Raw genomic sequence first — 24,909 nt, forward strand, 5'->3', positions numbered from 1 at the left:
GGGCGGGTCGGTCCGGCCCGCCCGGCGGGCAGGGACGGCACACGCTCCGGATCGGGACAGCACAGAACCCGGTCCGGGACAGGCCCGGACCGGGTTGATGTGTCAGCGCGAGGTCAAGCGCCGCGGCGCTGTGACGACGGACCGGACTGGTCGTCCTCGTCCTCGTCATCGTCGACGTTGTACTGATCCGCGTACTGTGCGTACGGGTCATCTTCCTCGTCGTCGTCCTCGAACGGCTCTGCGTTCGGTGGCTGACTCGAAGGTGATGCGCCCAGCTCATTGGCCAGACGCGACAGGTCAGTCCCGCCGCTGCTGTACTTCAGCTGACGGGCGACCTTGGTCTGCTTGGCCTTTGCCCGGCCGCGCCCCATGGCTCGACCCCCTCGGTGACGGGGCTCGATGGCCCCAGAGTCTTGACACGCGTTCATGTTTCAGGACGGACTCTCGACAGAGAGACCGCGCCTGTAGAGCTTTAACGGTACCTGCTTCCGCGGCCATACGGTACGCCGCCCGCGTCACACGCCCCGGAAGAGGACCCGCGAGGAGCTCCGTCCTCGCTGGTCAACTGCGATTTTAACCTCTTCTGGGCGTGCGACCCGCCGACCGGGGTGAGGCATGTCTCCCTGACCGGCGGGTACGCAGGCTCTGCCCAGGGGATAACGCCCCGTGAGGCCCCCTGAGCGTTCGGCGACGGCCGGCGACGGTCAGCGGCGGGCGGCGTCGGCCATCCGCTGCTCGGCGATCCGGTCGGCCGCCGCGGCCGGCGGAATGCCGTCGCTCTTCGCACGTGCGAATATGGCCAGCGTCGTGTCGAAGATCTTCGCCGCCTTGGCCCGGCACCGGTCGAAGTCGAAGCCGTGCAGCTCGTCCGCGACCTGGATGACGCCACCGGCGTTCACCACGTAGTCGGGTGCGTAGAGGATCGAGCGGTCCGCCAGATCCTTCTCCACGCCGGGGTGCGCGAGCTGGTTGTTGGCCGCGCCGCACACCACGGAGGCGGTGAGCACCGGGACGGTGTCGTCGTTCAGCGCGCCGCCGAGGGCGCACGGGGCGTAGATGTCCAGGCCCTCGGTACGGATCATCGCCTCGGTGTCCGCCGCCACGGCGACCCCGGGGTGCCGCTCGGTGATCCGGCGCACGGACTCCTCGCGCACATCGGTGATCGTGACCTCCGCACCGTCCGCCAGCAGGTGCTCGACCAGGTGGTGGCCGACCTTGCCGACTCCGGCGACCCCTACTTTCCGGCCACGCAGCGTCGGGTCGCCCCAGAGGTGCTGGGCCGAGGCCCGCATGCCCTGGAAGACGCCGAACGCGGTGAGCACGGAGGAGTCGCCGGCGCCGCCGTTCTCGGGGGAGCGGCCGGTGGTCCAGCGGCACTCGCGGGCCACGACGTCCATGTCGGCGACGTACGTACCGACATCGCAGGCCGTCACGTAGCGGCCGCCGAGCGAGGCCACGGCCCTGCCGTAGGCGAGCAGCAGCTCGGTCCGCCGGTCGCCCTCGAAGGCTTCCGGGTCCCCGATGATGACGGCCTTGCCGCCACCGTGGTCGAGCCCGGCCAGGGCGTTCTTGTACGACATGCCGCGCGCGAGGTTCAGCGCGTCCGCGACGGCCTCCTGTTCGGAGGCGTACGGGTAGAAGCGGGTACCGCCCAGGGCCGGGCCCAGGGCGGTGGAGTGGATGGCGATCACGGCTTTGAGGCCGCTGGCACGGTCCTGACAGAGCACGACTTGTTCGTGGCCACCCTGGTCCGAGTGGAAGAGGGTGTGCAGTGCGTCTACAGGCTCGCCGGTCACATCGGTCACTGTGGTGACTCCCAATTACGAAGCGGCGGGAAGGCCCTCCTGAAGGTGGGGAGAGCCACGGACCGCCAGGTACGGACAGTCCGTGGCAAGAGCTTAAGGCCGCCCGTCCCGCACCGGCGGAGATCTGATCCAGTGGAGCGGATCACCCACGACCGGAGTACGGGCGTGACACGATCGCTGCATGTCGGTGGTGTCTTCGGTGCTCGTCCCATACGCGTCCTACCTCCGGGTCTACGAGCCGCTGGCCGCCTTCCCGGAGGCCGAACGCGCCCACTGGGCGCGCTACGCGGGCCGTGACCTGATCCCCACGGCGCAGGACGAACTGCGCCGTTCGCTGGCCGACTTGGCGGCGACCCCGCCGGTCGGCGTGCCGGCCCACGAGAGCGCCGACGCGTTCGTCGCGGAGGTGGACGGGGTGGTGTGCGTCTGCCCGTGGCGGACCAGGCTGCGCGGCTGGCTGGCGCTGGACGGGCTCGTGGACATGTTCCCCGGGCCGGTGCTCGACGCGGTGCTGCCGCCGGTGGTGCGCGGGCAGGCCGTCGCCGATCACGAGCGCTGGTCGGAGCGGAATCCGGATGCCCGGCCCTGGATCAGGACGGCGGTCTGGCAGGTCCCGGTGCGCTGGTTCGTCCTCGTCGCGGACGAGGAGCGCGAGTACCGGGCGGCGGGCGAGGACGGCGAACCGGCCGTGCTGCGGTACCGGACGCCGATGGTCCAGGCGCGCCGCCGGCTGGCTCGGGCGCTGAAGACGCTGCGCGAGACGATGGACGAGGGTCCGCTCACCGAGGGGCTGGTGGACGTCGGCCGCTGGCTGGAGGAGTTCCATCCGCGCGCACTGGTCGAGCTGGACTACGGCGGGCTGGTGCACGCCCTGTCGTCGAAGCGGCTGGCGGAGGACCGGAGTGCCGCCGATGTGGCCGAGAGCATCGCGGCGCTGCGGGCCGGTGACGCCGAGGGGGCGAGCGAGGCGTACTCCCGCCTTTCGGAGCGCTGGAGGTCCGTCAGGGATCGTCAGTTCGCCAACTGACGGCGGCCCGAGCCGAACCGGCGGCGAACTCGCGGCGAGCCTGAGGGCGAACTGACGATCGATGAACCTGCGTCCTGTGTGACACGTGAGGGTGAAGAGGCGGAAGCGTACTTCCGTTGTCTTAGGACCTACGTCCCGAACCGGGCCTTTGCCTCAAGCGTGATGGATAGCACTTACGGGGCCCTTGCGCCCTTACCTACTCCTCGTGCCAAAATAGGACAAGGAGTCCGGGGAGGACTCTGTTCGTCCAATTATGGGCGAAGTGCTCTGCATTGCGTTCTATGGGGGGTCTGACGACTCCTGATCGCCCTGTGACTGATCGTCACGGTGGTGTGACTGTCCGCTATGGCATGGTCCATCGGCTTCCGTCGCTGATGAACACCTGGGAGGGCAATTCCATCGGTTTGGCCGACGTGGCTGGACGGATGGTGTAGTTGTAGTGCCGAGGACAAGCCGTTCGTCCTATAACCGACTCGGCCCGCGTCCGCCATTTCGGGCAACGTGGGTCAAGGTGCAGAATTTAGAGGAAAGAACCGAGATGGTTCGGTTCTCCCGAGGAGGCCGCTCATGACCGCTCGCACCCCTGATGCCGAGCCGCTGCTGACCCCGGCTGAGGTTGCCACGATGTTCCGCGTGGACCCGAAGACGGTTACCCGTTGGGCCAAGGCAGGCAAGCTCACGTCCATCCGCACGCTCGGTGGACATCGCCGGTACCGCGAGGCAGAGGTCCGCGCACTGCTTGCGGGTATTCCGCAGCAGCGCAGCGAGGCCTGAAAAACCCCTGTCGCCGCAGCACAACTGGGCTTTTGGGTCCCCCAACCCGACTGGCCCACCCATAGCTCCATATGACGGGCGCCCGCCCCAACGGGCGCCATACCTGTGCCATACAGGTCACGTCGTGAGATCGCGCTGGACTCCGCCGGGTCCAGCGCGATCTTTTTTTGTGCCTGCGCGGCCGGCCGCGATCCGGGCTCCGGTCCGCGATTTCCTGCCCGTTCGGGCGTGGGGAAACCGGACGCCCGGTTGGCTCCCGACGGGTCTCGTGCGGGCTTGCTCGGGTCTGTGCGGGACTGTGCGTCCTCGTCCGGGAAGGCCGGGCCGGGATGGTTCGGGGGCTCCTGGGCGGGTCCCGTCGGAGTGGTGCAATTGCACATATTAAATTCGCCAGTTGTAGGAAGGGTGTAAAGCCACCCCTTCTCAAAACTGATTCGGTGACTCCCGTCACACGGCAGGACTCTTGCCAACTACGAGCCTGCCACTGCATAGGGGTGTGGGAGCACGCCATTGGTCACGTGGCGGGAGGACTTTCGTCCTCTGCCCGCCGGGCGGAGGACCAGTCGTCACGGACCGGTGCCGAGGCCCCCGGTGACGGTGCGTCGGCAGCTCCCGATGACGGTGCGTCGACGCGCGGCCGTGGCGGGGTATCGCCGGGTGCCGCCCCGGTGGCCCGCTCCGGGCCCTCCTGCGGCCCTGTGGGCGGCCCGGACGGACCGGCTGGCTCCTCGGCCGGTCCGGCCGTCCGAGAGGCCGTCACGGGCTCCATGGCGAGCCGCAGCAGCCGGGCGCAGACCGCGCAGTGCCGGGTGAGGTGGCGATAGCCGGTCGCGGCCGCCAGATGGGCGCGCAGCAGGGCGCGGATCTCGTGCCGGGGCGCACTCCGCGCGGCCACCCGGCGCCGGACCGGTTCGCCCGCGCCCACGGTGGCCGTCGCGCCCGCGCCCGCCGTATCCGCGCCCGCCGTATCCGTCGCGCCCGTCCTGAACGTGTCGCTCCGGAACCCCTCGTCCGTGGATGCCGCCATTCGCGCCACCTCCCGGTGGATACGCGCTGCCCCGCGCCCGGAAAACAGGGGCAGCCCCTGTTTTCTGAGTACTCGTCGGCGGCCACCGGAGTCAATACGCGCGAAAGCCCGGATCCAGGGGATCCGGGCTTTCGTTACTGCGGTCCTGACGGGATTTGAACCCGCGGCCTCCACCTTGACAGGGTGGCGAGCACTCCAAACTGCTCCACAGGACCAGGTTTTCGCGGCTGCCTTGCGGCTGGCTGCGAAGACAGACTGTACAGGAGGTCAGAGGGTGCGGTCGACCTCACTTCCGGTGGCCGGACGGTCACCCGGCCACCGGCGGGGCGGCTACGGGGCCGCGGCGTCGATCGCCTTCACGATCCGCTTGTCGGAGACGGGGAACGCGGTGCCCAGCGCGTGCGCGAAATAGCTCACCCGCAGCTCCTCGATCATCCAGCGGATGTCCAGGACCTCCTGCGGAACCGGCCTGCCCTGCGGCAGCTGTTCGAGCAGCCAGGCGTACTCGTCCTGCATCTCGTGGACCTTCTCCATGCGCGCGGTGTCGCGCTGGGCGTTGGTCGGCATCTGCTGGAGCCGGCGGTCCTCCGCGACCAGGTAGCGCATCAGATCGGGCAGCCTGCGCAGCCCGGTCGCGGTGACGAACCCGGGCGGCACGAGACGGGCGAGGTGCTCCCGTACATCGGTGACGTTGTTGATCAGGACCAGGCTGTTGGTCGCCTTCAGCCGCCGCTCGCACGCCTGCCAGGCCGCCAGAACCTGCTGCACCTGGCCGACCGTGCGGACGGTCAGGTCCACCAGGTCGGCGCGCACCTTGTCGTACAGCTTCCGGAACGACGCCTCGTCCCAGGCGGGGCCGCCGTGCGCGGCGATCAGCCGGTCCGCGGCGGCGGTCGCGCAGTCGTCGAAGAGCGCCTGGATGGAGCCGTGCGGATTGCGCGACAGGGCCAGCTTCTGCTGGTTGGTCAGCTTGTCCGACGCGAACTTCGCCGGGTTCACCGGGATGTTCAGCAGGATCAGCTTCCGGGTGCCGCGCCACATCGCCTGCTGCTGCTCGGCCTCGGTGTCGAAGAGCCGTACGGCGACGGTCTCGCCCTGGTCGACGAGCGCCGGGTACGCCTTGACCGGCTGTCCCGCCCGCCGCGTCTCGAAGACCCGGTCCAGCGTGCCGATCGTCCAGTCGGTGAGGCCGGAACGCTCGATGGACTCACCGGTGGGGCCCGCGGTCGCCGCGGCGGCCTTGGAGAGCGCCTGCCGGGCCTTGGGGCGCAGCTGGACGCGCAGCGCCTCCAGGTCCTTGTCCTCCGCGACCTTGCGGCGCCGTTCGTCGACGATCCGGAACGTGATCTTCAAGTGGTCCGGGATCCGGGTCAGGTCGAAGTCGTCCGCCGTGACCGGGACGCCGACCATCCGCTGGAGCTCGCGGGCCAGCGTGAACGGCAGCGGCTCCTGGAGCGGAACGGCCCGGTCCAGGAACTTCTCCGCGTAGTTCGGGGCGGGGACGTAGTGCCGGCGGATCGGCTTGGGCAGCGAGCGGATCAGCTCGGTGACCACTTCCTCGCGCAGCCCCGGGATCTGCCAGTCGAAGCCCTCCGAGGTGACCTGGTTGAGCACCTGGAGCGGGATGTGGACGGTCACGCCGTCGGCGTCCGCACCGGGCTCGAACTGGTACGTCACCCGGAACTTGAGCTTCCCCTGCCGCCAGGAGTCCGGGTAGTCGTCCTTGGTGACGTCCCCGGCCTTCTCGTTGATGAGCATCGAGCGCTCGAAGTCCAGCGCGTCCGGCTCGTCCCGGCGCTTGTGCTTCCACCAGGAGTCGAAGTGCGCCCCCGAGACGACGTGCTCCGGGATCCGCTGGTCGTAGAAGTCGAACAGCGTCTCGTCGTCCACCAGGATGTCGCGGCGCCTGGCCCGGTGCTCCAGCTCCTCGACCTCGCCCAGGAGCTTGCGGTTGTCGTGGAAGAACTGGTGGTGCGTGCGCCAGTCGCCCTCGACCAGGGCGTTGCGGATGAACAGGTCCCGCGAGGCCTCCTGGTCGATACGGCCGAAATTGATCTTGCGCTGGGCCACGATCGGTACGCCGTACAGCGTGACCCGCTCGTACGCCATCACCGCGGCCTGGTCCTTCTCCCAGTGCGGCTCGCTGTAGGTGCGCTTCAGCAGGTGCTGGGCCAGCGGCTCGATCCACTCGGGCTCGACCCGGGCATTGACCCGCGCCCACAGCCGGGACGTCTCCACCAGCTCCGCCGACATCACGAACCGAGGCTGCTTCTTGAAGAGCGCGGAGCCCGGGAAGATCGCGAACTTGGCGTTGCGGGCACCGACGTACTCGTTCTTCTCGGTGTCCTTCAGCCCGATGTGCGACAGCAGCCCGGCCAGCAGCGAGGTGTGCACCGACTGCTCGGGAGCGTCGTCCTCATTGAGCTCGATCCCCATCTGCTTGGCGACCGTGCGCAGCTGCGCGTAGATGTCCTGCCATTCGCGGATGCGCAGGAAGTTCAGGTACTCCTGCTTGCACATCCGGCGGAAGCTGGAGGAGCCGCGCTCCTTCTGCTGCTCACGGATGTAGCGCCACAGGTTCAGGAACGCCAGGAAGTCCGACGTCTCGTCCTTGAACCGGGCGTGGTTCTGATCGGCCTGCGTCTGCTTCTCGGACGGCCGCTCGCGCGGGTCCTGGATGGAGAGCGCGGCGGCGATGACCATGACCTCGCGGACACAGCCGTTGCGGTCGGCCTCGATGACCATCCGGGCCAGGCGCGGGTCCACCGGCAGCTGCGAGAGCTTGCGCCCCAGCGGGGTGAGCCGCTGCCCCTTCTTTCCCGCCCCGGGGGACTTCTCCTCCTGCTCCAGCGCGCCCAGCTCCTGGAGGAGCTGCACACCGTCGCGGATGTTGCGGTGGTCCGGCGGGTCGATGAAGGGGAACTTCTCGATGTCGCCCAGCCCGGCCGCGGTCATCTGGAGGATGACGGAGGCCAGGTTCGTCCGCAGGATCTCCGGGTCGGTGAACTCCGCCCGGGTCAGGAAGTCGTCCTCGGAGTACAGCCGGATGCAGATGCCGTCGGACGTACGGCCGCAGCGGCCCTTGCGCTGGTTGGCGCTGGCCTGCGAGATCCGCTCGATCGGCAGCCGCTGGACCTTGGTGCGGTGGCTGTAGCGGGAGATACGGGCGTTGCCCGGGTCGATCACGTACTTGATGCCGGGGACGGTCAGCGAGGTCTCGGCGACGTTCGTCGCGAGGACGACCCTGCGTCCGGTGTGGCGCTGGAACACGCGGTGCTGCTCGGCGTGCGACAGACGTGCGTAGAGAGGGAGCACCTCGGTATGTCTGAGGTTGCGTTTGCCGAGCGCGTCCGCCGTGTCGCGGATCTCGCGCTCGCCGGAGAGGAAGACCAGGACATCGCCCGGCCCCTCCGTCTGGAGCTCGTCGACGGCGTCGCAGATCGCGGTGATCTGGTCGCGGTCGGAGTCCTCGCTGTCCTCTTCGAGAAGGGGGCGGTACCGCACCTCGACGGGGTACGTACGCCCGCTGACCTCGACGATCGGGGCTTCGCCGAAGTGGCGGGCGAAGCGCTCCGGGTCGATGGTCGCGGAGGTGATGACGACCTTCAGGTCCGGGCGCTTGGGCAGCAGCCGGGCCAGATAGCCGAGCAGGAAGTCGATGTTCAGCGACCGCTCGTGGGCCTCGTCGATGATGATCGTGTCGTACGCGAGCAGCTCGCGGTCCGTCTGGATCTCGGCCAGCAGGATGCCGTCCGTCATCAGCTTGACGAAGGTCGCGTCCTGGTTGACCTGGTCGGTGAACCGGACCTTCCAGCCGACCGCCTCGCCCAGCGGCGTATTCAGCTCCTCCGCGATCCGCTCGGCCACCGTGCGGGCGGCGATCCGGCGGGGCTGGGTGTGCCCGATCATGCCGCGGACGCCACGGCCCAGCTCCATGCAGATCTTGGGGATCTGGGTGGTCTTGCCCGAGCCGGTCTCACCCGCGACGATCACGACCTGGTGGTCGCGTATCGCCTCCAGGATCTCGTCCTTCTTCTGGCTGACCGGCAGCTGTTCCGGGTACGAGATGGCAGGCCGCCGCCCGGCCCGCAGCGCGAGCCGCTCCGCCGCCTTGGTGGCCTGGGCGGCGATCTCGTCCAGCACGCCCTGCTGGGCCGCTGGCTTACGAATGCGGCGCGCGCCTTCGAGGCGGCGGCCGAGCCGGTGGGCGTCGCGCAGCGAGAGCTGCCCGAGCTGGGACTGGAGATCGGCAAAGGAAGTAGACATACGGGTCCCAGGATCTCACCCGGGCCCGGGGAACGGCGAACGTATTTAGCGCGGGATCCGTCACGGGATCTGTCATGGGATCTGTCATGGGGCCCGCGCGGTGGGGGTGGTGACGGTCACAGCACGTACCATTCCGGACAGTTGATCTCCCTCCGATCTCCTCCTTCCGGAAGGCCCGTCCCGTGTCCCGTTCGCAGTGGTGCTGCCTGGTGGCGGCGCTGGCGGTGGTGCTCGGGCTGTTCTGCGGACCGTCCACGGCGGTCGCCGAGGCGGCTCCGGTGTCGGCTCCGACGGCTTCGGAGGCGTCGGCGGTTTCGGAGGCGTCGGTGTCGTCCCGGGTGCGCGTCGTGGCCGACGCCAAGGACGACGGGCACGGGGTTCCCGGCTGCGGCAGGAACGGAAAGCGTGACGGGACGGAGCCCGCCGTTCCCGGCCGGGCCCGGACGGCCCACGACCAGGCGCCGGGCCTCGCCGAATGGGGCCTGCCCGCCGCCATCGGACCCGAGCCGGTCCGGCCACCCGCGCCGATAACACCGCGGGGGCCCGACGCTGCGGCGCCGGGCCCGGTGGAACTCTCCGTACTGAGGGTGTAGACGGACCGCCCGCCCCGCGCCGGCCGTCCCTCTCCCTCTTCCCGCACCACCAGTCCGGAGTTCCGCATGCCCGTTTCCCCGTCCAGCGCGTCCCGGAAGCCGCCCCGCAAGCCGGCTGCGAAGCCGACCGCGCAGTCCCTCAAGCAGTCCCGTAAACCGACCGGAAGGTCCCGTAAGCCGCTCGCCTACGGCGCCGGGATCGTCGCGGCCGCCGCCCTGTTCGGCTACGTCTCCTACCGGGCCACCGCCCCCGACTCCCCGGACTCCGGATCCACCGCGGTCGCCGACGTCACCGCGGATCCGGAGGCCGGTGTCTACCCCGAGCTGGCGAAGCTGGCCCGCCGCGATGCCGGGGACAAGCTGGCGCGGGGCCGGGCGGACGCGCCCGTCGTCCTCATCGAGTACGCCGACTTCAAGTGCGGCTACTGCGCGAAGTTCGCCCGGGACACCGAACCCGCCCTGGTGAAGAAGTACGTCGACAACGGCACCCTGCGCATCGAGTGGCGCAACTTCCCGATCTTCGGCGCCGAGTCCGAGGCCGCCGCACGCGCCTCCTGGGCCGCCGCGCAGCAGGGCCGCTTCTGGCAGTTCCACCGCGCCGCCTACGCCGAAGGGGTCAAGGAGAAGGGGTTCGGCAAGGACCGGCTGAAGGCGCTCGCCCAGCAGGCCGGGGTGGCCGACCTGGACCGCTTCCAGGCCGACGCGGACGGCGCGGCGGCAGCGGCCGCGGTGAGCAAGGACCAGGAGCAGGGATACGGGATCGGCGCGACGTCCACCCCCTCGTTCCTGATCAACGGCCGCCCGATCGCCGGGGCGCAGCCGGCCCGGACCTTCACCCAGGCGATCGAGCAGGCGGCAGCACGCGCCACCGCTCCCGCCGACCCCAAGGGCGCCGCGAAGTGACCGCCGGGATCGGCTACTTCGCAGCCCTCCTCGGCGGGCTGCTGGCCCTGCTCAGCCCGTGCAGCGCCCTGCTGCTCCCCGCCTTCTTCGCGTACTCCATCAACTCCGCCTCACGGCTGCTCGCCCGCACCGGGATCTTCTACGCGGGGCTGGCCACCACCCTGGTCCCGCTGGGCGCGGCGGGCTCGTACGCCGGACGGCTCTTCTACGGCCACCGCGACGCCCTGGTCCTCGGCGCGGGCTGGCTGATCATCGTCCTCGGCGCGGCCCAGATCGTCGGGCTCGGCTTCGCCTCGCGGCGGATCGCCGCGCTGAGCGGCCGGATCCGCCCCACGACCGCCGTATCGGTCTACGCGCTCGGCGCGGTCTACGGGCTCGCCGGCTTCTGCGCGGGACCGATCCTGGGGAGCGTGCTGACCGTGGCGGCCGTCAGCGGCAGCCCGGCGTACGGCGGACTGCTGCTCGCCGTCTACGCCCTGGGCATGGCGGTGCCGCTCTTCCTGCTGGCGCTGGTCTGGGAACGGTTCGAGCTGGGCCGCCGGGCCTGGCTGCGCGGACGCGTCCTGCGGCTCGGCCGCTTCGAGCTGCACACGACGTCGCTGCTCTCGGGGCTCTTCTTCATCGGGCTCGGCGTCATGTTCCTGGTGTACGACGGGACGACCGCGCTCCCCGGGCTGCTGGACGTGGACCAGTCGTTCGCGGTGGAGCAGTGGGCCCAGGGCGTCGGTGAGCGGGTGCCGGACAGGGTGCTGCTGGGTGCGGTGGTGGCCGTGGTGCTGCTGGTGCTCGCGGTACGGGCGGTCCGCCGCCGGGCCGCTTCCGGTGCGGACGAGGCGAACACCGCCGACGGGGAGGGTGCCTGACACGGCGAAGGCCCCGTCCATCGGACGGGGCCTTCGGGTGGTGGCTGGGGCCGGGATCGAACCGGCGACCTATCGCTTTTCAGGCGATCGCTCGTACCAACTGAGCTACCCAGCCACGCAGCTCATACGGGCTGCAGCGGTCCTGACGGGATTTGAACCCGCGGCCTCCACCTTGACAGGGTGGCGAGCACTCCAAACTGCTCCACAGGACCAAGCAATGTGCGAGACAAGTCTCGCACACGTTAAAGCGTGCCCCCAACGGGATTCGAACCCGTGCTACCGCCTTGAAAGGGCGGCGTCCTGGGCCACTAGACGATGAGGGCTAAGGGCCCACCTGCGCGCTTCCCAGCGCGTCGGGGACGTCAGAAGCATATGGGATGGCGGCAGGTATCGCCAAAACGGTTTACCGGGAGGCCGTGGGGGCTGTCGGGAGCGGGCTCCGGAGGGCCGGTTTCTCCTCGGGCAGATGGCGGCTGACCTCGGCCGTCGTCAGGCCGAGCCCGCCCAGCGTGATCTCGTCCCAGGCCTGAAGGTGCCGGGTGGAGCGGTCCAGGTAGAGCACAGAGGCGAGCACCTGTTCCGGCTTCTTGTTCTGTACGGCGCGCAGCCCGCCGCCGCCCGTGGAGCCCTCGACCTTCAGCCGCGTGCCGTGCTCCATCACCTCGTTCTGCCGGTGGTGCACATGACCGGCCAGCACGAGCGGGACCGTGCCGTCCGTCTCGCGGGCCGCCGCCGGCTCATGGGTGACGGCGATGTCGACCGGGGTGCCGGCCCGCTGCTGCTCGCGCAGGGCGGCCGCCAGCCGCAGGCCCGCCGTCCGTTCGACGTCCTCCGCCTGTTCTGGCCCGGTGCGGTCCGGGGTGAACTCCGGGTCCCCGATACCGGCGACCCGCAGCCCGCCGACGTTCACCGCCCGGCCGTCGTCCAGCACGTGCACGTTCTTGAACCGCTTGGCGTCGCGCAGGTACTTCTGGGTGGTCGCGGAGTCGTGGTTCCCCCGGACCCAGACATAGGGGGCGCCCAGATCGCTGATCGGGTCCAGGAAGTTGTTCTCGACGGCGGCGCCGTGGTCCATCGTGTCGCCCGAATCGATGATCACGTCGATGTCGTACTGCTCGACGAGCGAGCCGATGATGTGCCAGGCCGCCGGGTTCAGATGGATGTCGGAGACGTGCAGGACGCGCAGCGTGGCGGGGTCCGGGCTGTAGACGGGGAGCGTCGAGGTGGCGTCGTACAGCTTGGTGACGTTGGTGACCAGCCGGGCCAGCTCCTGCTGGTAGACGTCGAAGTCGGTGACGATCGAGCGGGCGTCCCCGACGACGGAGGGGGCGCTGGAGAGCAGTCCGGAGAACTTGGGCTCCAGGACCGACTTCGGGTTCCAGGTGGCGTACGCGCTGACGCCGGAGGCGGCCAGCAGCGTGAGCGCGAGCCCGCCGGCCGCGAGGGCGCGGCGGGGCCTGCGGTAGACGGCGAGGCCCAGTGCGGTGGCCCCGGAGACGACCGCGACGCAGGAGCGCAGGGCGAGCTCGCGGGTGCCGGAGCTGACGTCGCCGGTGACCTCCTCCTCCAGTCCGGACAGCCGTTCGGGGTGTTGGACCAGGGCCTCGGAGCGGACCGGGTCGAGGCGGTCGACATCGACGTCGAGCCGGACCGGGGCGTGGTGGGAGTCCAGTTCCAGGGCGCCGAGCGGGGACACGTTGATCTTGGTGCCGCCGGTGAGGGAGGGGCGCAGGGTCATCGTCGTGTCCATCGGGCCGACGGTCGTACGGACACTGCCGACGGCCAGCAGCCCGAGCCAGGCGCCGAAGAGCACGACGGTGACCAGGCCCAGCGCGCGGGCGAGCGGTCGCGGCGAGACGGCGAGCGCGCCACCGGAGCCACGGACGCGGCGGCCGGTGCGCGGACGGGGCCGGGGGCGGAGGCGGTGCCGGACACGGGCTGCTGCGGCACGGAACGGGTCACGGGCCATTGGGCGACTGTGCCCCGGTCCGCGGGCAGGTATGCGCTCCGGGTGTCCCCGGGTGCCCAGGGTGCTCGCCGGCGTTCCCCGTTCTTCGGCGCGCTTCGGGCGGCGGTACGTGACAATGACGGGGTGCTGGAGATGACGCGGGAAGAGTTCGAGGAACTGGTGGGCGAGGCCCTGGACCGGATCCCGCCGGAGCTGACCCGGCTGATGGACAACGTCGCGGTGTTCGTCGAGGACGAACCGGAGGCCGATGATCCGGATCTGCTCGGACTCTACGAGGGCACGCCGCTGACCGAGCGCGGTGAGTGGTACGCGGGCGTGCTGCCGGACCGGATCACCATCTACCGGGGGCCGACGCTTCGGATGTGCGAGTCCCGCGAGCGGGTGGTGGCCGAGACGGAGATCACCGTCGTGCACGAGATCGCCCACCACTTCGGCATCGACGACGAGAGGCTGCACGCGCTCGGTTACGGCTGAGCGCCGGGGCGCAGAGGTGTGAATGAGGTGTGCGGGCCGGGTCCGGGGGCGTGTCCCCGGCGGGGCGGCGGGAGTTGGGCACAGCGCTCCCCGGCTCGTTTCCGTACCGGCTCGTCCTTCCGCCTTCCTCGCGCTCCCGGAGGTGCCCCCGTGCGCCAGTTGTCCGTACCCGTTCCCGTCCGATGGGCGGCCGTCACCGTTGTGACGATCGCCGCGTCCACAGGCTGTATGAGCGTCGGTGACGGCGGCGGGAAGCCGGCGCCCTCGCGGCCGGCCGCGTCGAAGGGGGCGGCGACCGGCCCCGACGGTTCCACGGTGACCGGTACCGGCCGGTCGGCCCGTACCGGCGGCGCGGAGGCGCACTCGGAGCGTGAGGTCGCCGAGTCCGGTGCTCCGAGCGCCTCCGCGGACGCCTCGCGCAGTCCCGGCAAGGAGTCCGCCGAGCCGGGCCGGGTCCGGGGCGGCCGGCTGTCGGCCCCGCCGCTCCCGCATGCGGAGCCCGGGGTTCCGGAGCGGCCCGAGCGGCCTGAGCCCCCGGCGCCCTCGGAGGCCGAGACCCCCGACCCGCCGGCCCCGCCGGAGGAGCCCGAGCCGGAGCCCTCGGAGCCGCCGCAGGTTCCTTCGGCGTCGCCCGCGGCTCAGCTCCGCAATGAGGCGATGGGGGCGCCGGGCCAGGTGGAGGAGTTGCGGACCCCGGAGGCATCGCCGCAGGTGGGACCGGCTTGACGGGGCCGTTGCGAGGGGCCGGTTTGCGCGATGGTGGGGTGAGTGCGTATGGTAGTAGATCGTTTGATCCATTGCCCGGCGCCGACACAGAAGAGCGCCGTGTGGCGCGTACTCTCCCTTGCCGTGGCTGGACCGCATTGAGGCGGTCGAAATTGCGAAAACACGGAGTTACGGGCGCGTGCCGAGACTCCGGAAGGTTTCGCATTTCGCATGTCAATTTCCAGTTCTGACCACACCGTGCTGCCCGAGAACGACGAGCTCGTCGAGGCGGCGGAGGCCGTTGTCGCAGAGTCCGCCGTCTCCATCGAGGACTACCTCAAGGCTCCTCAGACCGAGCAGGGCGAGCAGGCCGAGGCCGCCGAGCAGACCGGGACCAAGGCCCCCGAGGCCGAGGTCAAGGCTGCTGAGGCCCCCCTGGCCGAGCAGACCGACGCCGACTCCGACTCCGCCGACGAGGCCGACGCCGAGCCGACCGTCACCTTCGCCGACCTGGGCCTGCCGGACGGCATCGTCCGCAAGCTCGCGCAGAACGGTGTGACCGCGCCTTTCCCGATCCAGGCAGCGACCATCCCGGACGCCCTGGCCGGAAAGGACATCCTCGGCCGAGGCCGTACCGGCTCCGGCAAGACCCTCTCCTTCGGTCTGCCGACGCTGGCCTCGCTGGCCGGTGGGCACACCGAGAAGAAGAAGCCCCGCGCGATCATCCTCACCCCGACGCGTGAGCTCGCGATGCAGGTCGCGGACGCGCTCCAGCCGTACGGCGACGTCCTCGGCCTGAAGATGAAGGTCGTCTGCGGCGGTACGTCGATGGGCAACCAGATCTACGCGCTGGAGCGCGGTGTCGACGTCCTCGTCGCCACTCCGGGCCGGCTGCGCGACATCATCAACCGGGGCGCCTGCTCCCTGGAGAACGTCCAGGTCGCCGTCCTCGACGAGGCCGACCAGATGTCCGACCTGGGCTTCCTGCCCGAGGTCACCGAGCTGCTCGACCAGATCCCCGGCGGCGGCCAGCGCATGCTCTTCTCCGCCACCATGGAGAACGAGATCGGCACCCTGGTCAAGCGCTACCTGAGCAACCCGGTCACCCACGAGGTCGACTCCGCCCAGGGCAACGTCTCGACCATGTCGCACCACGTCCTCGTCGTGAAGCCGAAGGACAAGGCGCCGGTCACCTCCGCCATCGCCGCCCGCAAGGGCCGCACCATCATCTTCGTCCGCACCCAGCTGGGCGCCGACCGCATCGCCGAGCAGCTCGTCGAGGCGGGCGTCAAGGCGGACGCGCTGCACGGCGGCATGACCCAGGGCGCCCGTACCCGCGTTCTTGAGGACTTCAAGAAGGGCTACGTCAACGCGCTGGTCGCGACCGACGTCGCCGCCCGCGGTATCCACGTCGACGGCATCGACCTGGTCCTGAACGTGGACCCGGCCGGTGACCACAAGGACTACCTGCACCGCTCGGGCCGTACCGCCCGTGCCGGCAAGTCCGGTGTCGTCGTCTCGCTGGCGCTGCCGCACCAGCGCCGTCAGATCTTCCGCCTGATGGAGGACGCGGGCGTCGACGCCTCGCGCCACATCGTGCAGGGCGCGGGCGTCTTCGAGCCGGAGGTCGCCGAGATCACCGGCGCCCGTTCGCTCACCGAGGTCCAGGCCGACTCCGCGAACAACGCCGCCAAGCAGGCCGAGCGCGAGGCCGCCGACCTGACGAAGCAGCTGGAGCGCATCCAGCGCCGCGCCGTCGAGCTGCGCGAGGAGGCCGACCGCCTGGTCGCCCGTGCCGCCCGCGAGCGGGGCGACGACCCCGAGGCAGCGGTGGCCGAGGTCGCCGCGGAGGCGGAGGCCGCGCTTCTGGCCGCCGCTTCCGTGCCGGAGCAGCAGGCCGCGCGCGAAGAGCGTCGCGACGACCGGGGCAACTACGAGCGCCGGGACAACCGTGGCGGCGACCGCGGTGGGTACCGCGGCGGCAACGACCGTACCGGCGAGCGCAGCGGCCGTCCGGCCGGCAGCAACGGCTACCGGGGCAGCAGCGACCGTCCGTCCTTCCGGGGCAGCAACGACCGTCGCGAGGACCGTCCCGTCGGTGGCGGTTTCCGCTCCGGTGGCGGCGACCGTCGTGACGACCGTGGCGGCCGTTCCTTCGAGCGTCGCGACAACGACCGTCCGTCGTTCAACCGCGACCGTCGTGACGACCGTCCCTCGGGCGGCTTCCGCTCCGGTGGCGGCGACCGTCGTGACGACCGCGGCGGCCGTTCCTTCGAGCGTCGCGACAACGACCGCCCGGCGGGCGGCTTCAACCGTGACAACGACCGTCCGTCGTTCAACCGCGACCGTCGTGACGAGCGCCCGTCCGGTGGCTTCCGCTCCGGTGGCGGCGACCGTCCGTTCAACCGTGACCGTCGTGACGACCGTCCCTCTGGCGGCTTCCGCTCGGGCGGCAACGACCGTCCGACCGGCCGTCGTGACGACCACCGTTCCACGGGAACCGGCACGAGCACCGGCTCCTTCGGCCGCCGCGACGACAAGCCGCGCTGGAAGCGCAACGGCTGAACGTCCGATCGCCTGACTGCTGATCAGGGCCCGCATATCACTTCGGTGGTGTGCGGGCCCTGTTTCTTTGAACCGGGCGGGCCCTGTTTCTTTGAACGGGTTCGAATCTCCCTGTCACCACCTGTGCGGACGCTGTTAAAGTCGGCCCACACGCATGAGGGGTCAGGGCCGGGGGGCTTTCACACTTCGCACAGACCGCGGCGCTCTGCCGCGTCCTCCTCATGCTCTTCGGTAGTTCCCGGGAGGGGCTGGGCGTGAGACGCCACACTGTTGTACGCGGTGCTGTCGCGATGGCGGCGGCACTTGGAATCGGGGCGGGATTCGTGCCCCTGGCGGCCGGCGCCGGGGCTCCGGCCACCGTGGCGACCACCGGGGTCCGCGGTCTCGACTTCGCCGGTGGACGGCTGGTCACGGCCGAGCGGAGCCCCAGTGGTGACGCGATGATCTACGAGCGCCGGGTGTCCGCCGACGGCGCGACGGTGGGGGCGCGGGAGAGCCGGGCGTACGCCGGGCCCCTGGCGAACGGCGCGCACTTCAGGACGGTGCCGTGTGACATGGGCTCCTGTGTGGAGCTGGTCGCCTCGGGGCACAGGGACTTCGGCGTCGTGTTCGTCAACAGCGGTACCGAGAGCGTCCAGTTCTGGGGGCCGGGGAACTCGTACAGCGGGGGCGATGTCCGCTACCCCGAGGGCACCGCGAAGATCGTGGACCTGACGGCCCGCGCCTATGTGGTCAACGGCGGCTCGCCCGTCAAACAGCGGGCCGGCGTGTACCCGGGCTACTACACGACCGCCGCCCCGCTCGTCCGCACCGCCACCGCCGCCTCCGTCTGGGGCACCTCGCTGTGGGCGGCGACTTCCGCCAAGGGCGCGCTCACCGCGACCGACATCGGGAAGAACAAGGTCGTGGAGACGGCCGCCACCGGCGCCCCCTGTGTGATCAAGGAGGTGCGCGCGGTCGGGCGCTGGATCTACTGGAACTGCGGGACGACCGGTGCGGCCGGGGTGTACGACCGGACGGCGAAGAAGTCGTTCACCGTGCCGTCGGGGCCCGCCCTCGTCGGTGACGGATACCTCGTCCGGCACGACAGGACCGCCGGGAAGCTGCTGCTGACCGACTTCCACACGGGCAAGGCCGCGGCTCCCCGTGCGGTGGCCGACCTGGCGGCGGGGAAGACGGCCGACCAGCGTCGGCTGACCTGGGCTGTGGACAGGTTCGGCGGGGACATCGCGTACGTCGACGCCGCGAACTCCGTCCACATCGTGCCCAGCGGTGTGCCCGCGCAGCCCCTCGCGAAGATCGCCTCCGAGGTCGGTGACACCTCCATCGACCTCAAGGGTGTGAACGGCCTGGACGCGTGGCTCAGCACCTGGCAGTTCAACAAGCCCGTCACCTGGACGTACACCGTCAAGGACTGGACCGGCCGCACGGTACGCACCCTCAAGGGGACCGGCTCCGGCACCGAGGCGGACGTCGACTGGGACGGCCGGACGGACGCGGGCGGATACACGGGCAACGGTAAGCACACCTGGACGCTGAAGGCGACGGCAGAGGACGGGTCGGGGACGTACACCACCAGCGGCTCCATCGGGGTGGGCGGCGGCAAGGCGGGCTTCCACGACCAGGGCCGGTACAGCATCGGAGACCTGGTCACCCTCAACTCCTCCGGCGGGCTGACCGTCCAGTTCGGGAAGGGGGCCCCGGGCTCGTTCGACGGGAAGATCACCGGCACCGGCTGGCCCGCCGGCACGCTCGCCGTGCCGTTCGCGGACACCGGCAGCGACCGCTGCTCCGAACTGCTCGTGCGGATGCCGGGCGGCGAACTGCGCAAGTACACCGGCCGCTGCGGCAACTCGGGTTACACGCCGGGCGGCAGCCACACCGTGATCGGCGGGGGCTGGCAGCAGTACGACGTGCTGACCTCGCCCGGCGATCTGAACGGGGACGGCCGGGCCGATCTCGTGGCCCGGCAGACGTCCACCGGCGACATGTACTTCTACGCGGGCGTGGCCGGCGGGAAGTTCGCGCCGAAGGCCAGGATCTTCACCAACTGGAAGACGTACGCCCACATCACCGGTGTCGGTGACATCACCGGCGACGGCCGTCCCGACCTGCTCGCCCATGACCGCAAGGGCGGCCTGTGGCGTTACAACGGCCTGGGCAACGGCCGCTTCGCGCCGAGGGCGAAGGTGTTCTCGGACTGGGGGAGTTCGTACAACCTGATGGTGGGCGTCGGGGACCTGAGCGGTGACGGCAGGAACGACATCGTCGTACGCGACAAGGCCGGGAAGCTGTACCGCAACAACGGCAACGGCAAGGGCTCGTTCGGGCCCCGTACGCAGATCGCCACGGGGTGGACGTACAAGGGGATCTTCTGAGGCGCTGACCGGCTCCGGCCCCGAGGGGGCGGCGACCGGTGCATGTCGTGCCCCCGGCGAGGGAATCGCTGGGGGCATGACAAACAATCCCCGCAGTGCCCCGTCGGAGCAACCCGGCGGGGGCGAGCCACCGACCGCGCCGTCCGTGCCATCCGGGTCGCCCGCGCCGTCTGCGCCGACCGCGCGGCCTGGGCCATCCGGGTCGCCCGGGTCGTCCGTCCCCGGCTCGGACGAGGAGCGGCTGGCCGAGCTCGGTTACACGCAGACACTCGCCCGCCGGATGTCCGCCTTCTCCAACTACGCGGTCTCGTTCACGATCATCTCGGTGCTCTCCGGCTGCCTGACGCTGTACCTGTTCGGGATGAACACCGGCGGCCCGGTCCTGATCACCTGGGGGTGGGTGGGCGTCGGGCTGATGACGTTGTTCGTCGGGCTCGCGATGGCCGAGATCTGTTCGGCGTACCCGACCTCCGCGGGCCTCTACTTCTGGGCCCACCGGCTGGCCCCGCCGCGCTCGGCGGCGGCGTGGGCGTGGTTCACGGGCTGGTTCAACGTGCTCGGCCAGGTCGCGGTGACCGCCGGGATCGACTTCGGGGCGGCGTCGTTCCTGGGCGCGTACCTGAACCTCCAGTTCGACTTCGGGGTCACGCCCGGCCGCACGATCCTCCTCTTCGCCGCGATCCTGTTCCTGCACGGCCTGCTGAACACCTTCGGGGTGCGGATCGTCGCGATCCTCAACAGCGTGAGCGTGTGGTGGCACGTGCTCGGCGTCGTGGTCATCGTCGGCGCGCTCACCTTCGTACCGGACCACCATCAGTCGGCGTCGTTCGTCTTCACGGAGTTCGTGAACAACACCGGCTGGGGCAGCGGGTTCTACGTGGTGATGATCGGGCTGCTGATGGCCCAGTACACCTTCACCGGGTACGACGCCTCCGCCCATATGACCGAGGAGACCCACGACGCCGCGACCGCCGGGCCGCGCGGCATCGTCCAGTCCATCTGGACCTCCTGGATCGCCGGGTTCGTCCTCCTCCTCGGCTTCACCTTCGCCATCCAGTCCTACGACGGAGCCCTGGCCTCCCCGACCGGCGCCCCGCCCGCCCAGATCCTCCTGGACGCCCTGGGCGCCACGACCGGCAAGCTGCTCCTCCTGGTGGTGATCGGCGCGCAGCTCTTCTGCGGCATGGCGTCCGTGACCGCCAACAGCCGCATGATCTACGCGTTCTCCCGGGACGGCGCCCTCCCGTTCTCCCGCGTCTGGCACACGGTCAGCCCCCGGACCCGCACCCCCGTGGCGGCGGTCTGGCTGGCCGTAGCCGGGGCGCTGGTCCTCGGCCTCCCGTACCTGATCAACGACACCGCGTACGCGGCCGTCACCTCCATCGCGGTGATCGGCCTCTACATCGCGTACGTCATTCCCACCCTGCTCCGCCTCCTGCGCGGCGACGACTTCCGGCGCGGCCCCTGGCACCTGGGCCGCTGGTCCCGGCCCATCGGCATCGTCGCGGTGGTGTGGGTGGCCGTCATCACGGTGCTCTTCATGCTGCCCCAGGTCTCACCCGTCACCTGGGAGACCTTCAACTACGCCCCGGTCGCCGTCCTGGTGGTCCTCGGCTTCGCCGCCACCTGGTGGCTGGCCTCGGCCCGCCACTGGTTCCTCAATCCGGATCACAAGCGCACGATCGCCCGCAATACCCCCCGCTGACCGAAACGCCTCCACGATGACGGGGCCCGGCAACCGATACCCGATCGGCGGCCGGGTCGCGGCGGGCTATGCTCGTGGGGTGATTGCCGGGGGCCGTTAGCTCAATTGGTCAGAGCAGCGGACTTTTAATCCGTTGGTTGTGGGTTCGAGTCCCACACGGCCTACCTCCGGCGGGGCAGGGCTTCCCTGCGACCCGCTCCTCAGTGCCTCGACCGGCTCCGGCCGGCCGAGGCACTTCTGGTTTTCCGGCCTCCCGGGGTGGGCGGTCCCCGGCCCGGCGCCGCGGGTACCGCCGGTTCCTCGCAGTCAGGGTGTGAGCATGTTGTAGGCGGGGTCGAAGTCGTCGAGGGTGATCTTCCCGGACCGGGCGAGCCGCGGTGCTGTGGGGCCGGCCGGGCAGGTGGGCCGTCCGAGTGAATGGTCGGCGGCCCACCTGCCCGGCCGTCATCCACCGGGACGGTTATTCGCCCGTGACGCCGTCGATGGCCTCGCGGAGGAGGTCCGCGTGGCCGACGTGGCGGGCGTACTCCTCGATCATGTGCTCCAGGATGAACCGCACATCGGTGTTACCGAATTCCGGGTTCGGCGCGATGTGCGCGAGGTCGGCGGTCACCTCGGCGAAGACCTGCCGCGACTCCTCGCACGCCTTGAGGTAGTCCTCGTACACGTCATTGGCGGGCGTGGCGTCCGACTCGTCGTACCACTCGCCACCGTCAGCGGTGACGTAGGTCCGGTAGGGGAAGAAGCGGGGCGTCGTGCCGGCCAGTGTCAGCTGGAACCAGGCGCGTTCAGCTCCTTGCAGGTGGCGCATGAGCCCCAGCAGGGTCAACGCGGAGGACCGCAACGGGCGAAGCCGCAGCTGTTCGTCCGAGAGGCCCTCGCACTTCCACAGGAAGGTCGCGCGGTGGTAGTCGAGATTCGAGGCGATCACCTCCAGCCACGGCCCCGACAGCACGCGCTCGGGCCGGACGATCTTCTGGACCACAATGCCGCTCACTCCGGAGGCTCCTCACAGGTCATTGAGCTCGGTCGACTTCGCACGCGTGCCTCGCGAGCGCGTCTCCCGCAAGACTCCTCTTCTTGCCACAACTCATCGGGTGCAGGGCGGCGTACGGGGCAACCCCCCGCCCCGCCCTGCGGACAGCGCGTCGGCACATCGGGGGGAACGCCGGATGGAACGGACCCCGTGGCGCTGATGGGATGGTCTTCCGCCACCCGTTCCGGGGCGCGGCGACAGCGGGCCACGGGATGAACGGCCCCTCGGCGCGTGGGCGGAGCCGAACTGAAGAGGGGTCATCATGTTCGCGTTACGCGGGAACCGGCGAAGCAGCCTCGTCCTGACCGGCTCGGCGGCCGTCCTCCTCGCCGTCTCGACCGGGCTGACGGCGGCGGCGAGTGAGCAGCGCGCCGATCCGCTCCAGCGGGCCGGTTCCCTCCAGCGGGAGGTGGACGCGGTCTACGCCTCCGGGGCCGTTGGCACGACGGCCGAGGTGACGTCACCGGGCGCACACGGCACCGCGCGTGCCGGGACAGCCGAGTCGGGAACCGGGAAGCCGATGCCGCAGGACGGCAGGTTCCGGATCGGCAGCGCCACCAAGACGTTCACCGCCACGGTCGTACTGCAACTCGTCGGCGAGGGGCGGATGTCGCTGGAGGACACCGTCGAGCGCTGGCTGCCGGGTCTGGTGCGGGGCAACGGCAACGACGGCAGACAGGTCACCGTGCGGCAGCTGTTGCAGCACACCAGCGGCATCCCTGACGTGCTGCCGCAGATAGCGGCGTTGCACAGTGCGGCCGGCTACCGGGCCGAGCGGTTCCGGACCTACACGCCGCAGGAGCTGGTCGGGCTGGCCATGCGGGATTCGCGGACGTTCGAACCCGGCACGGACTGGTCGTACTCCAACACCAACTACGTGCTCGCCGCGATGATCATCCGTGAGGTGACGGGCCACAGCTGGGCACACGAGCTGAACAACCGCATCATCCGTCCGCTGGGCCTCAAGGGCACCAGTACGCCCGGTCTGTCCCCCTTCATCCCGGGACCGCGCGCCCGCAGCTACGCCTCGTACGGCACCGGCACCAGCACCGATGTCACGGTGCTCAATCCGAGCATGGGCGTCGGCTCCGGTTCGGTCATCAGCACCACTCACGACCTGAACCGGTTCTACGCCGCACTGCTCGGCGGCCGTCTGCTGGCGCCGGCGCAGCTCGACGAGATGACGACTACCGTGGACGCGCCCGAACTGGGTGTCCGGTACGGGCTAGGCCTGGGCGAGCTCCCGCTGCCCTGCGGCGGCAGTTACTTCGGGCACCCGGGCGAACTGCTCGGTTATCACACCTGGAGCGGCGTCACCCGGGACGGCACCCGGACCGCCGTCGTGTACGTCACCAGTGACGGCGGCCCGGACATGCAGCAGGCCATGAGCACCCTGGTGGAGAAGGAGCTGTGCCGGACCGGGTCCTGAGAACGGACCGGGCCGGCGGCGGACGATGTGACGCGCCGGTGCGGGCGCCGGCACTGATGTCGGCGCCCGCACCGTGCGGCGCGGTGGGTCAGACCAGCAGCTTCGTCTTCGCCTGCTGGTACTCCTCGTCCGTGATCGCGCCCTTGTCCTTGAGATCGGCCAGTTTCGCCAGGTCCTCCACGTGGTTGCCCTTCGCCGCGCCGCCGCCCGCGTCCGTTCCCGCGGCGTCTCTCACGTACGCCTTGAAGGCGGCATCCCGTTCCTTCGCCTCTTTCGCGTCACGGGCGCCCATGGACTTGCCGCGGGCGATCACGTAGATCAGGACGCCCAGATACGGCAGTACCAGGGCGAGGATCAGCCAGCCGGCCTTGGCCCAGCCACCCAGGTCGTGGCTCCGGAAGATGTCCATGATCACGCGGAAGAGGAGGAACAGCCACATGACCCAGAGGAAGAACCAGAGCATGGTCCAGAAGAGGTTGAGCAAGGGGTAGTCGTCCATCGTCCACTCCAGGGAGCCGCGTCGAATGGGTGAATACGAAATAATTCATACCACCGCAATTCGGACTCCGCGCGGCGGATGCCGCACGCGATCCCTGGGGAAGGGCGGCGTGACGTGGCGGACTACCTCTCCGGTGCGGAGACGGAAGGGGAGGGGGAGGGAGAGGGGGAGGGGGCCGGTACGGGTGCAGGTGCGGCTGTCGCCGTCGCCGTCGCCTCCGCGCGTGCGGCCGAGGAGACCTTGCGGTGGTGCGCGAGGATCCCGATGAAGCCCGCGAGGAAGCCGCTGACCAGGCCGGATACCGCGTGGTTGACCGCGTTGACGGATTCGCTGTCCGGCACTCCGATGATCGCGTAGTTGACTCCCGCGCTCATCACCGCCCCGATCACTCCGCCGATCACGCCACTGATGACGGCACCGCGCAGCGGTGACACCGGAGTGGCCACGGGGGAGGAAGTGGAGGCAGGGGCGGGAGTGAGCGGTGCGGTCATCGGCGGAGGCCCTCCAGACAGGCTGCGATGAGAGACCGGGAGCACCCTGCGGGCACGGTGAAACGCGCGCTCCGGGGCCGCTCGCACGGGCAGCCCACCGGTCCGGGGGATGCAGCAGATACCTTGCGGCAGAACACGTGTCCCCCGCAATACCTTCTCGATTTCGCCACGTTGAGGTTTCCGGCGCGGTCGGTGAGCAGCCGCGCCGGGTGTCGAGAAGCGCGCCGGGTGCCGGGGAGCGCGTCGGATGCCGGGAAGCGCGGGGTGGTCATGAGTGCGTCGAACATGCCGTAGAGTTGTGTTTACCGACGCGGGGTGGAGCAGCTCGGTAGCTCGCTGGGCTCATAACCCAGAGGTCGCAGGTTCAAATCCTGTCCCCGCTACTGAAGAATCAGGCCCG

At 70.2% G+C, this 24,909-nt stretch carries 19 protein-coding genes and 6 tRNA genes; 13 read left to right on the forward strand and 12 right to left on the reverse strand.

Going from position 1 to position 24,909, the window contains the following annotated elements:
- Nucleotides 1–113: 113 nt before the first annotated feature.
- Nucleotides 114–371 carry a DUF3073 domain-containing protein gene (locus ACFVQ0_RS17275; protein ID WP_352123042.1) on the reverse strand — a complete coding sequence of 86 codons (258 nt, stop codon included), beginning with the start codon at nt 369–371 and terminating at the stop codon, nt 114–116.
- 333 nt (nt 372–704) lie between these two features.
- Nucleotides 705–1,805, reverse strand: coding sequence for a Leu/Phe/Val dehydrogenase (locus tag ACFVQ0_RS17280; RefSeq protein WP_390088768.1), 1,101 nt, complete (start codon nt 1,803–1,805; stop codon nt 705–707).
- 181 nt (nt 1,806–1,986) lie between these two features.
- On the opposite strand from ACFVQ0_RS17280, the gene ACFVQ0_RS17285 reads away from it, so the two are divergent.
- Complete coding sequence (locus tag ACFVQ0_RS17285; protein ID WP_390088770.1) at nt 1,987–2,832, forward strand: hypothetical protein; 846 nt, start codon at nt 1,987–1,989, stop codon at nt 2,830–2,832.
- A 567-nt stretch (nt 2,833–3,399) separates the two neighbouring features.
- Nucleotides 3,400–3,606, forward strand: a complete 207-nt coding sequence (gene bldC, locus ACFVQ0_RS17290; RefSeq protein WP_003949541.1) for a developmental transcriptional regulator BldC — start codon at nt 3,400–3,402, stop codon at nt 3,604–3,606.
- 514 nt (nt 3,607–4,120) lie between these two features.
- On the opposite strand, the gene ACFVQ0_RS17295 is transcribed toward bldC, so the two are convergent.
- From ACFVQ0_RS17295 to hrpA, 3 genes are all read right to left on the reverse strand, one after another.
- On the reverse strand, nt 4,121–4,633 hold the full coding sequence (locus tag ACFVQ0_RS17295) for a DUF6274 family protein (protein WP_390088772.1): 513 nt from the start codon (nt 4,631–4,633) through the stop codon (nt 4,121–4,123).
- A gap of 140 nt (nt 4,634–4,773) precedes the next feature.
- Nucleotides 4,774–4,848 (reverse strand) — tRNA-Asp (locus ACFVQ0_RS17300).
- Between the two features lie 115 nt (nt 4,849–4,963).
- Entirely contained in the window at nt 4,964–8,899 is a 3,936-nt protein-coding gene (hrpA, locus tag ACFVQ0_RS17305; RefSeq protein ID WP_390088774.1) for an ATP-dependent RNA helicase HrpA, read from the reverse strand.
- Between the two features lie 182 nt (nt 8,900–9,081).
- Between hrpA and ACFVQ0_RS17310 the strand changes: the two genes are divergently transcribed.
- From ACFVQ0_RS17310 to ACFVQ0_RS17320, 3 genes are all read left to right on the forward strand, one after another.
- Nucleotides 9,082–9,492 (forward strand): hypothetical protein, encoded by a 411-nt coding sequence (locus ACFVQ0_RS17310; RefSeq protein WP_390088776.1) that lies wholly within the window; start codon nt 9,082–9,084, stop codon nt 9,490–9,492.
- Between the two features lie 66 nt (nt 9,493–9,558).
- Complete coding sequence (locus ACFVQ0_RS17315) at nt 9,559–10,395, forward strand: DsbA family protein (RefSeq protein ID WP_390088778.1); 837 nt, start codon at nt 9,559–9,561, stop codon at nt 10,393–10,395.
- Nucleotides 10,392–11,258, forward strand: a complete 867-nt coding sequence (locus ACFVQ0_RS17320) for a cytochrome c biogenesis CcdA family protein (RefSeq protein WP_390088780.1) — start codon at nt 10,392–10,394, stop codon at nt 11,256–11,258. Before ACFVQ0_RS17315 ends, ACFVQ0_RS17320 begins: the two co-directional genes overlap by 4 nt.
- Before the next feature lie 38 nt (nt 11,259–11,296).
- Here ACFVQ0_RS17320 and ACFVQ0_RS17325 read toward each other — a convergent pair.
- The 4 genes from ACFVQ0_RS17325 to ACFVQ0_RS17340 all read right to left on the reverse strand — a co-directional run bounded on the left by ACFVQ0_RS17325 (nt 11,297) and on the right by ACFVQ0_RS17340 (nt 13,227).
- A tRNA-Phe gene (locus ACFVQ0_RS17325) sits at nt 11,297–11,373 on the reverse strand.
- 22 nt (nt 11,374–11,395) lie between these two features.
- Nucleotides 11,396–11,470, reverse strand: a tRNA-Asp gene (locus ACFVQ0_RS17330).
- A gap of 38 nt (nt 11,471–11,508) precedes the next feature.
- Nucleotides 11,509–11,581: transfer RNA gene (locus tag ACFVQ0_RS17335), tRNA-Glu, on the reverse strand.
- An 80-nt stretch (nt 11,582–11,661) separates the two neighbouring features.
- Nucleotides 11,662–13,227, reverse strand: coding sequence for a metallophosphoesterase (locus ACFVQ0_RS17340; protein WP_390088782.1), 1,566 nt, complete (start codon nt 13,225–13,227; stop codon nt 11,662–11,664).
- Nucleotides 13,228–13,350: 123 nt separating this feature from the next.
- Between ACFVQ0_RS17340 and ACFVQ0_RS17345 the strand changes: the two genes are divergently transcribed.
- From ACFVQ0_RS17345 to ACFVQ0_RS17370, 6 genes are all read left to right on the forward strand, one after another.
- A complete protein-coding gene (locus tag ACFVQ0_RS17345) occupies nt 13,351–13,701 on the forward strand; it encodes a metallopeptidase family protein (RefSeq protein ID WP_311304231.1) in 351 nt (116 codons plus the stop codon).
- Between the two features lie 150 nt (nt 13,702–13,851).
- Nucleotides 13,852–14,427, forward strand: a complete 576-nt coding sequence (locus ACFVQ0_RS17350; RefSeq protein ID WP_390088784.1) for a hypothetical protein — start codon at nt 13,852–13,854, stop codon at nt 14,425–14,427.
- A 210-nt stretch (nt 14,428–14,637) separates the two neighbouring features.
- Complete coding sequence (locus tag ACFVQ0_RS17355; RefSeq protein WP_390088786.1) at nt 14,638–16,971, forward strand: DEAD/DEAH box helicase; 2,334 nt, start codon at nt 14,638–14,640, stop codon at nt 16,969–16,971.
- Nucleotides 16,972–17,261: 290 nt separating this feature from the next.
- A complete protein-coding gene (locus tag ACFVQ0_RS17360) occupies nt 17,262–19,349 on the forward strand; it encodes an FG-GAP repeat domain-containing protein (RefSeq protein WP_390088788.1) in 2,088 nt (695 codons plus the stop codon).
- Nucleotides 19,350–19,425: 76 nt separating this feature from the next.
- Nucleotides 19,426–21,054: an amino acid permease gene (locus tag ACFVQ0_RS17365; protein WP_390088790.1), complete on the forward strand. Its 1,629-nt coding sequence runs from the start codon at nt 19,426–19,428 to the stop codon at nt 21,052–21,054.
- A 90-nt stretch (nt 21,055–21,144) separates the two neighbouring features.
- Nucleotides 21,145–21,218: transfer RNA gene (locus ACFVQ0_RS17370), tRNA-Lys, on the forward strand.
- Between the two features lie 296 nt (nt 21,219–21,514).
- On the opposite strand, the gene ACFVQ0_RS17375 is transcribed toward ACFVQ0_RS17370, so the two are convergent.
- The gene (locus ACFVQ0_RS17375; RefSeq protein ID WP_390088792.1) at nt 21,515–22,051 is read right to left on the reverse strand and encodes a DinB family protein; all 537 of its coding nucleotides are present in this window, start codon (nt 22,049–22,051) and stop codon (nt 21,515–21,517) included.
- 301 nt (nt 22,052–22,352) lie between these two features.
- Here ACFVQ0_RS17375 and ACFVQ0_RS17380 point away from each other — a divergent pair, with 301 nt between their 5' ends.
- Nucleotides 22,353–23,519, forward strand: a complete 1,167-nt coding sequence (locus tag ACFVQ0_RS17380; RefSeq protein ID WP_390088794.1) for a serine hydrolase domain-containing protein — start codon at nt 22,353–22,355, stop codon at nt 23,517–23,519.
- 88 nt (nt 23,520–23,607) lie between these two features.
- Here ACFVQ0_RS17380 and ACFVQ0_RS17385 read toward each other — a convergent pair whose 3' ends face one another.
- Nucleotides 23,608–24,018: an SHOCT domain-containing protein gene (locus ACFVQ0_RS17385; RefSeq protein ID WP_390088796.1), complete on the reverse strand. Its 411-nt coding sequence runs from the start codon at nt 24,016–24,018 to the stop codon at nt 23,608–23,610.
- Between the two features lie 122 nt (nt 24,019–24,140).
- Nucleotides 24,141–24,509 carry a hypothetical protein gene (locus ACFVQ0_RS17390; RefSeq protein WP_390088797.1) on the reverse strand — a complete coding sequence of 123 codons (369 nt, stop codon included), beginning with the start codon at nt 24,507–24,509 and terminating at the stop codon, nt 24,141–24,143.
- A 309-nt stretch (nt 24,510–24,818) separates the two neighbouring features.
- Here ACFVQ0_RS17390 and ACFVQ0_RS17395 point away from each other — a divergent pair.
- A tRNA-Met gene (locus ACFVQ0_RS17395) sits at nt 24,819–24,892 on the forward strand.
- Nucleotides 24,893–24,909 lie beyond the last annotated feature (17 nt).

This window comes from Streptomyces sp. NPDC057900 (assembly GCF_042887885.1).
Taxonomy (GTDB): domain Bacteria; phylum Actinomycetota; class Actinomycetes; order Streptomycetales; family Streptomycetaceae; genus Streptomyces.

Excerpts from the sequence above, each read along its gene's own strand:
- ACFVQ0_RS17285 (WP_390088770.1), top strand. The coding sequence starts at position 1,987 with ATGTCGGTGGTGTCTTCGGTGCTCGTCCCATACGCGTCCTACCTCCGG.
- ACFVQ0_RS17275 (WP_352123042.1), bottom strand. The coding sequence starts at position 371 with ATGGGGCGCGGCCGGGCAAAGGCCAAGCAGACCAAGGTCGCCCGTCAG.
- ACFVQ0_RS17340 (WP_390088782.1), bottom strand. The coding sequence starts at position 13,227 with ATGGCCCGTGACCCGTTCCGTGCCGCAGCAGCCCGTGTCCGGCACCGC.
- ACFVQ0_RS17295 (WP_390088772.1), bottom strand. The coding sequence starts at position 4,633 with ATGGCGGCATCCACGGACGAGGGGTTCCGGAGCGACACGTTCAGGACG.
- ACFVQ0_RS17315 (WP_390088778.1), top strand. The coding sequence starts at position 9,559 with ATGCCCGTTTCCCCGTCCAGCGCGTCCCGGAAGCCGCCCCGCAAGCCG.
- ACFVQ0_RS17355 (WP_390088786.1), top strand. The coding sequence starts at position 14,638 with ATGTCAATTTCCAGTTCTGACCACACCGTGCTGCCCGAGAACGACGAG.
- ACFVQ0_RS17380 (WP_390088794.1), top strand. The coding sequence starts at position 22,353 with ATGTTCGCGTTACGCGGGAACCGGCGAAGCAGCCTCGTCCTGACCGGC.
- ACFVQ0_RS17390 (WP_390088797.1), bottom strand. The coding sequence starts at position 24,509 with ATGACCGCACCGCTCACTCCCGCCCCTGCCTCCACTTCCTCCCCCGTG.
- ACFVQ0_RS17385 (WP_390088796.1), bottom strand. The coding sequence starts at position 24,018 with ATGGACGACTACCCCTTGCTCAACCTCTTCTGGACCATGCTCTGGTTC.
- ACFVQ0_RS17360 (WP_390088788.1), top strand. The coding sequence starts at position 17,262 with ATGGCGGCGGCACTTGGAATCGGGGCGGGATTCGTGCCCCTGGCGGCC.
- hrpA (WP_390088774.1), bottom strand. The coding sequence starts at position 8,899 with ATGTCTACTTCCTTTGCCGATCTCCAGTCCCAGCTCGGGCAGCTCTCG.
- bldC (WP_003949541.1), top strand. The coding sequence starts at position 3,400 with ATGACCGCTCGCACCCCTGATGCCGAGCCGCTGCTGACCCCGGCTGAG.
- ACFVQ0_RS17365 (WP_390088790.1), top strand. The coding sequence starts at position 19,426 with ATGACAAACAATCCCCGCAGTGCCCCGTCGGAGCAACCCGGCGGGGGC.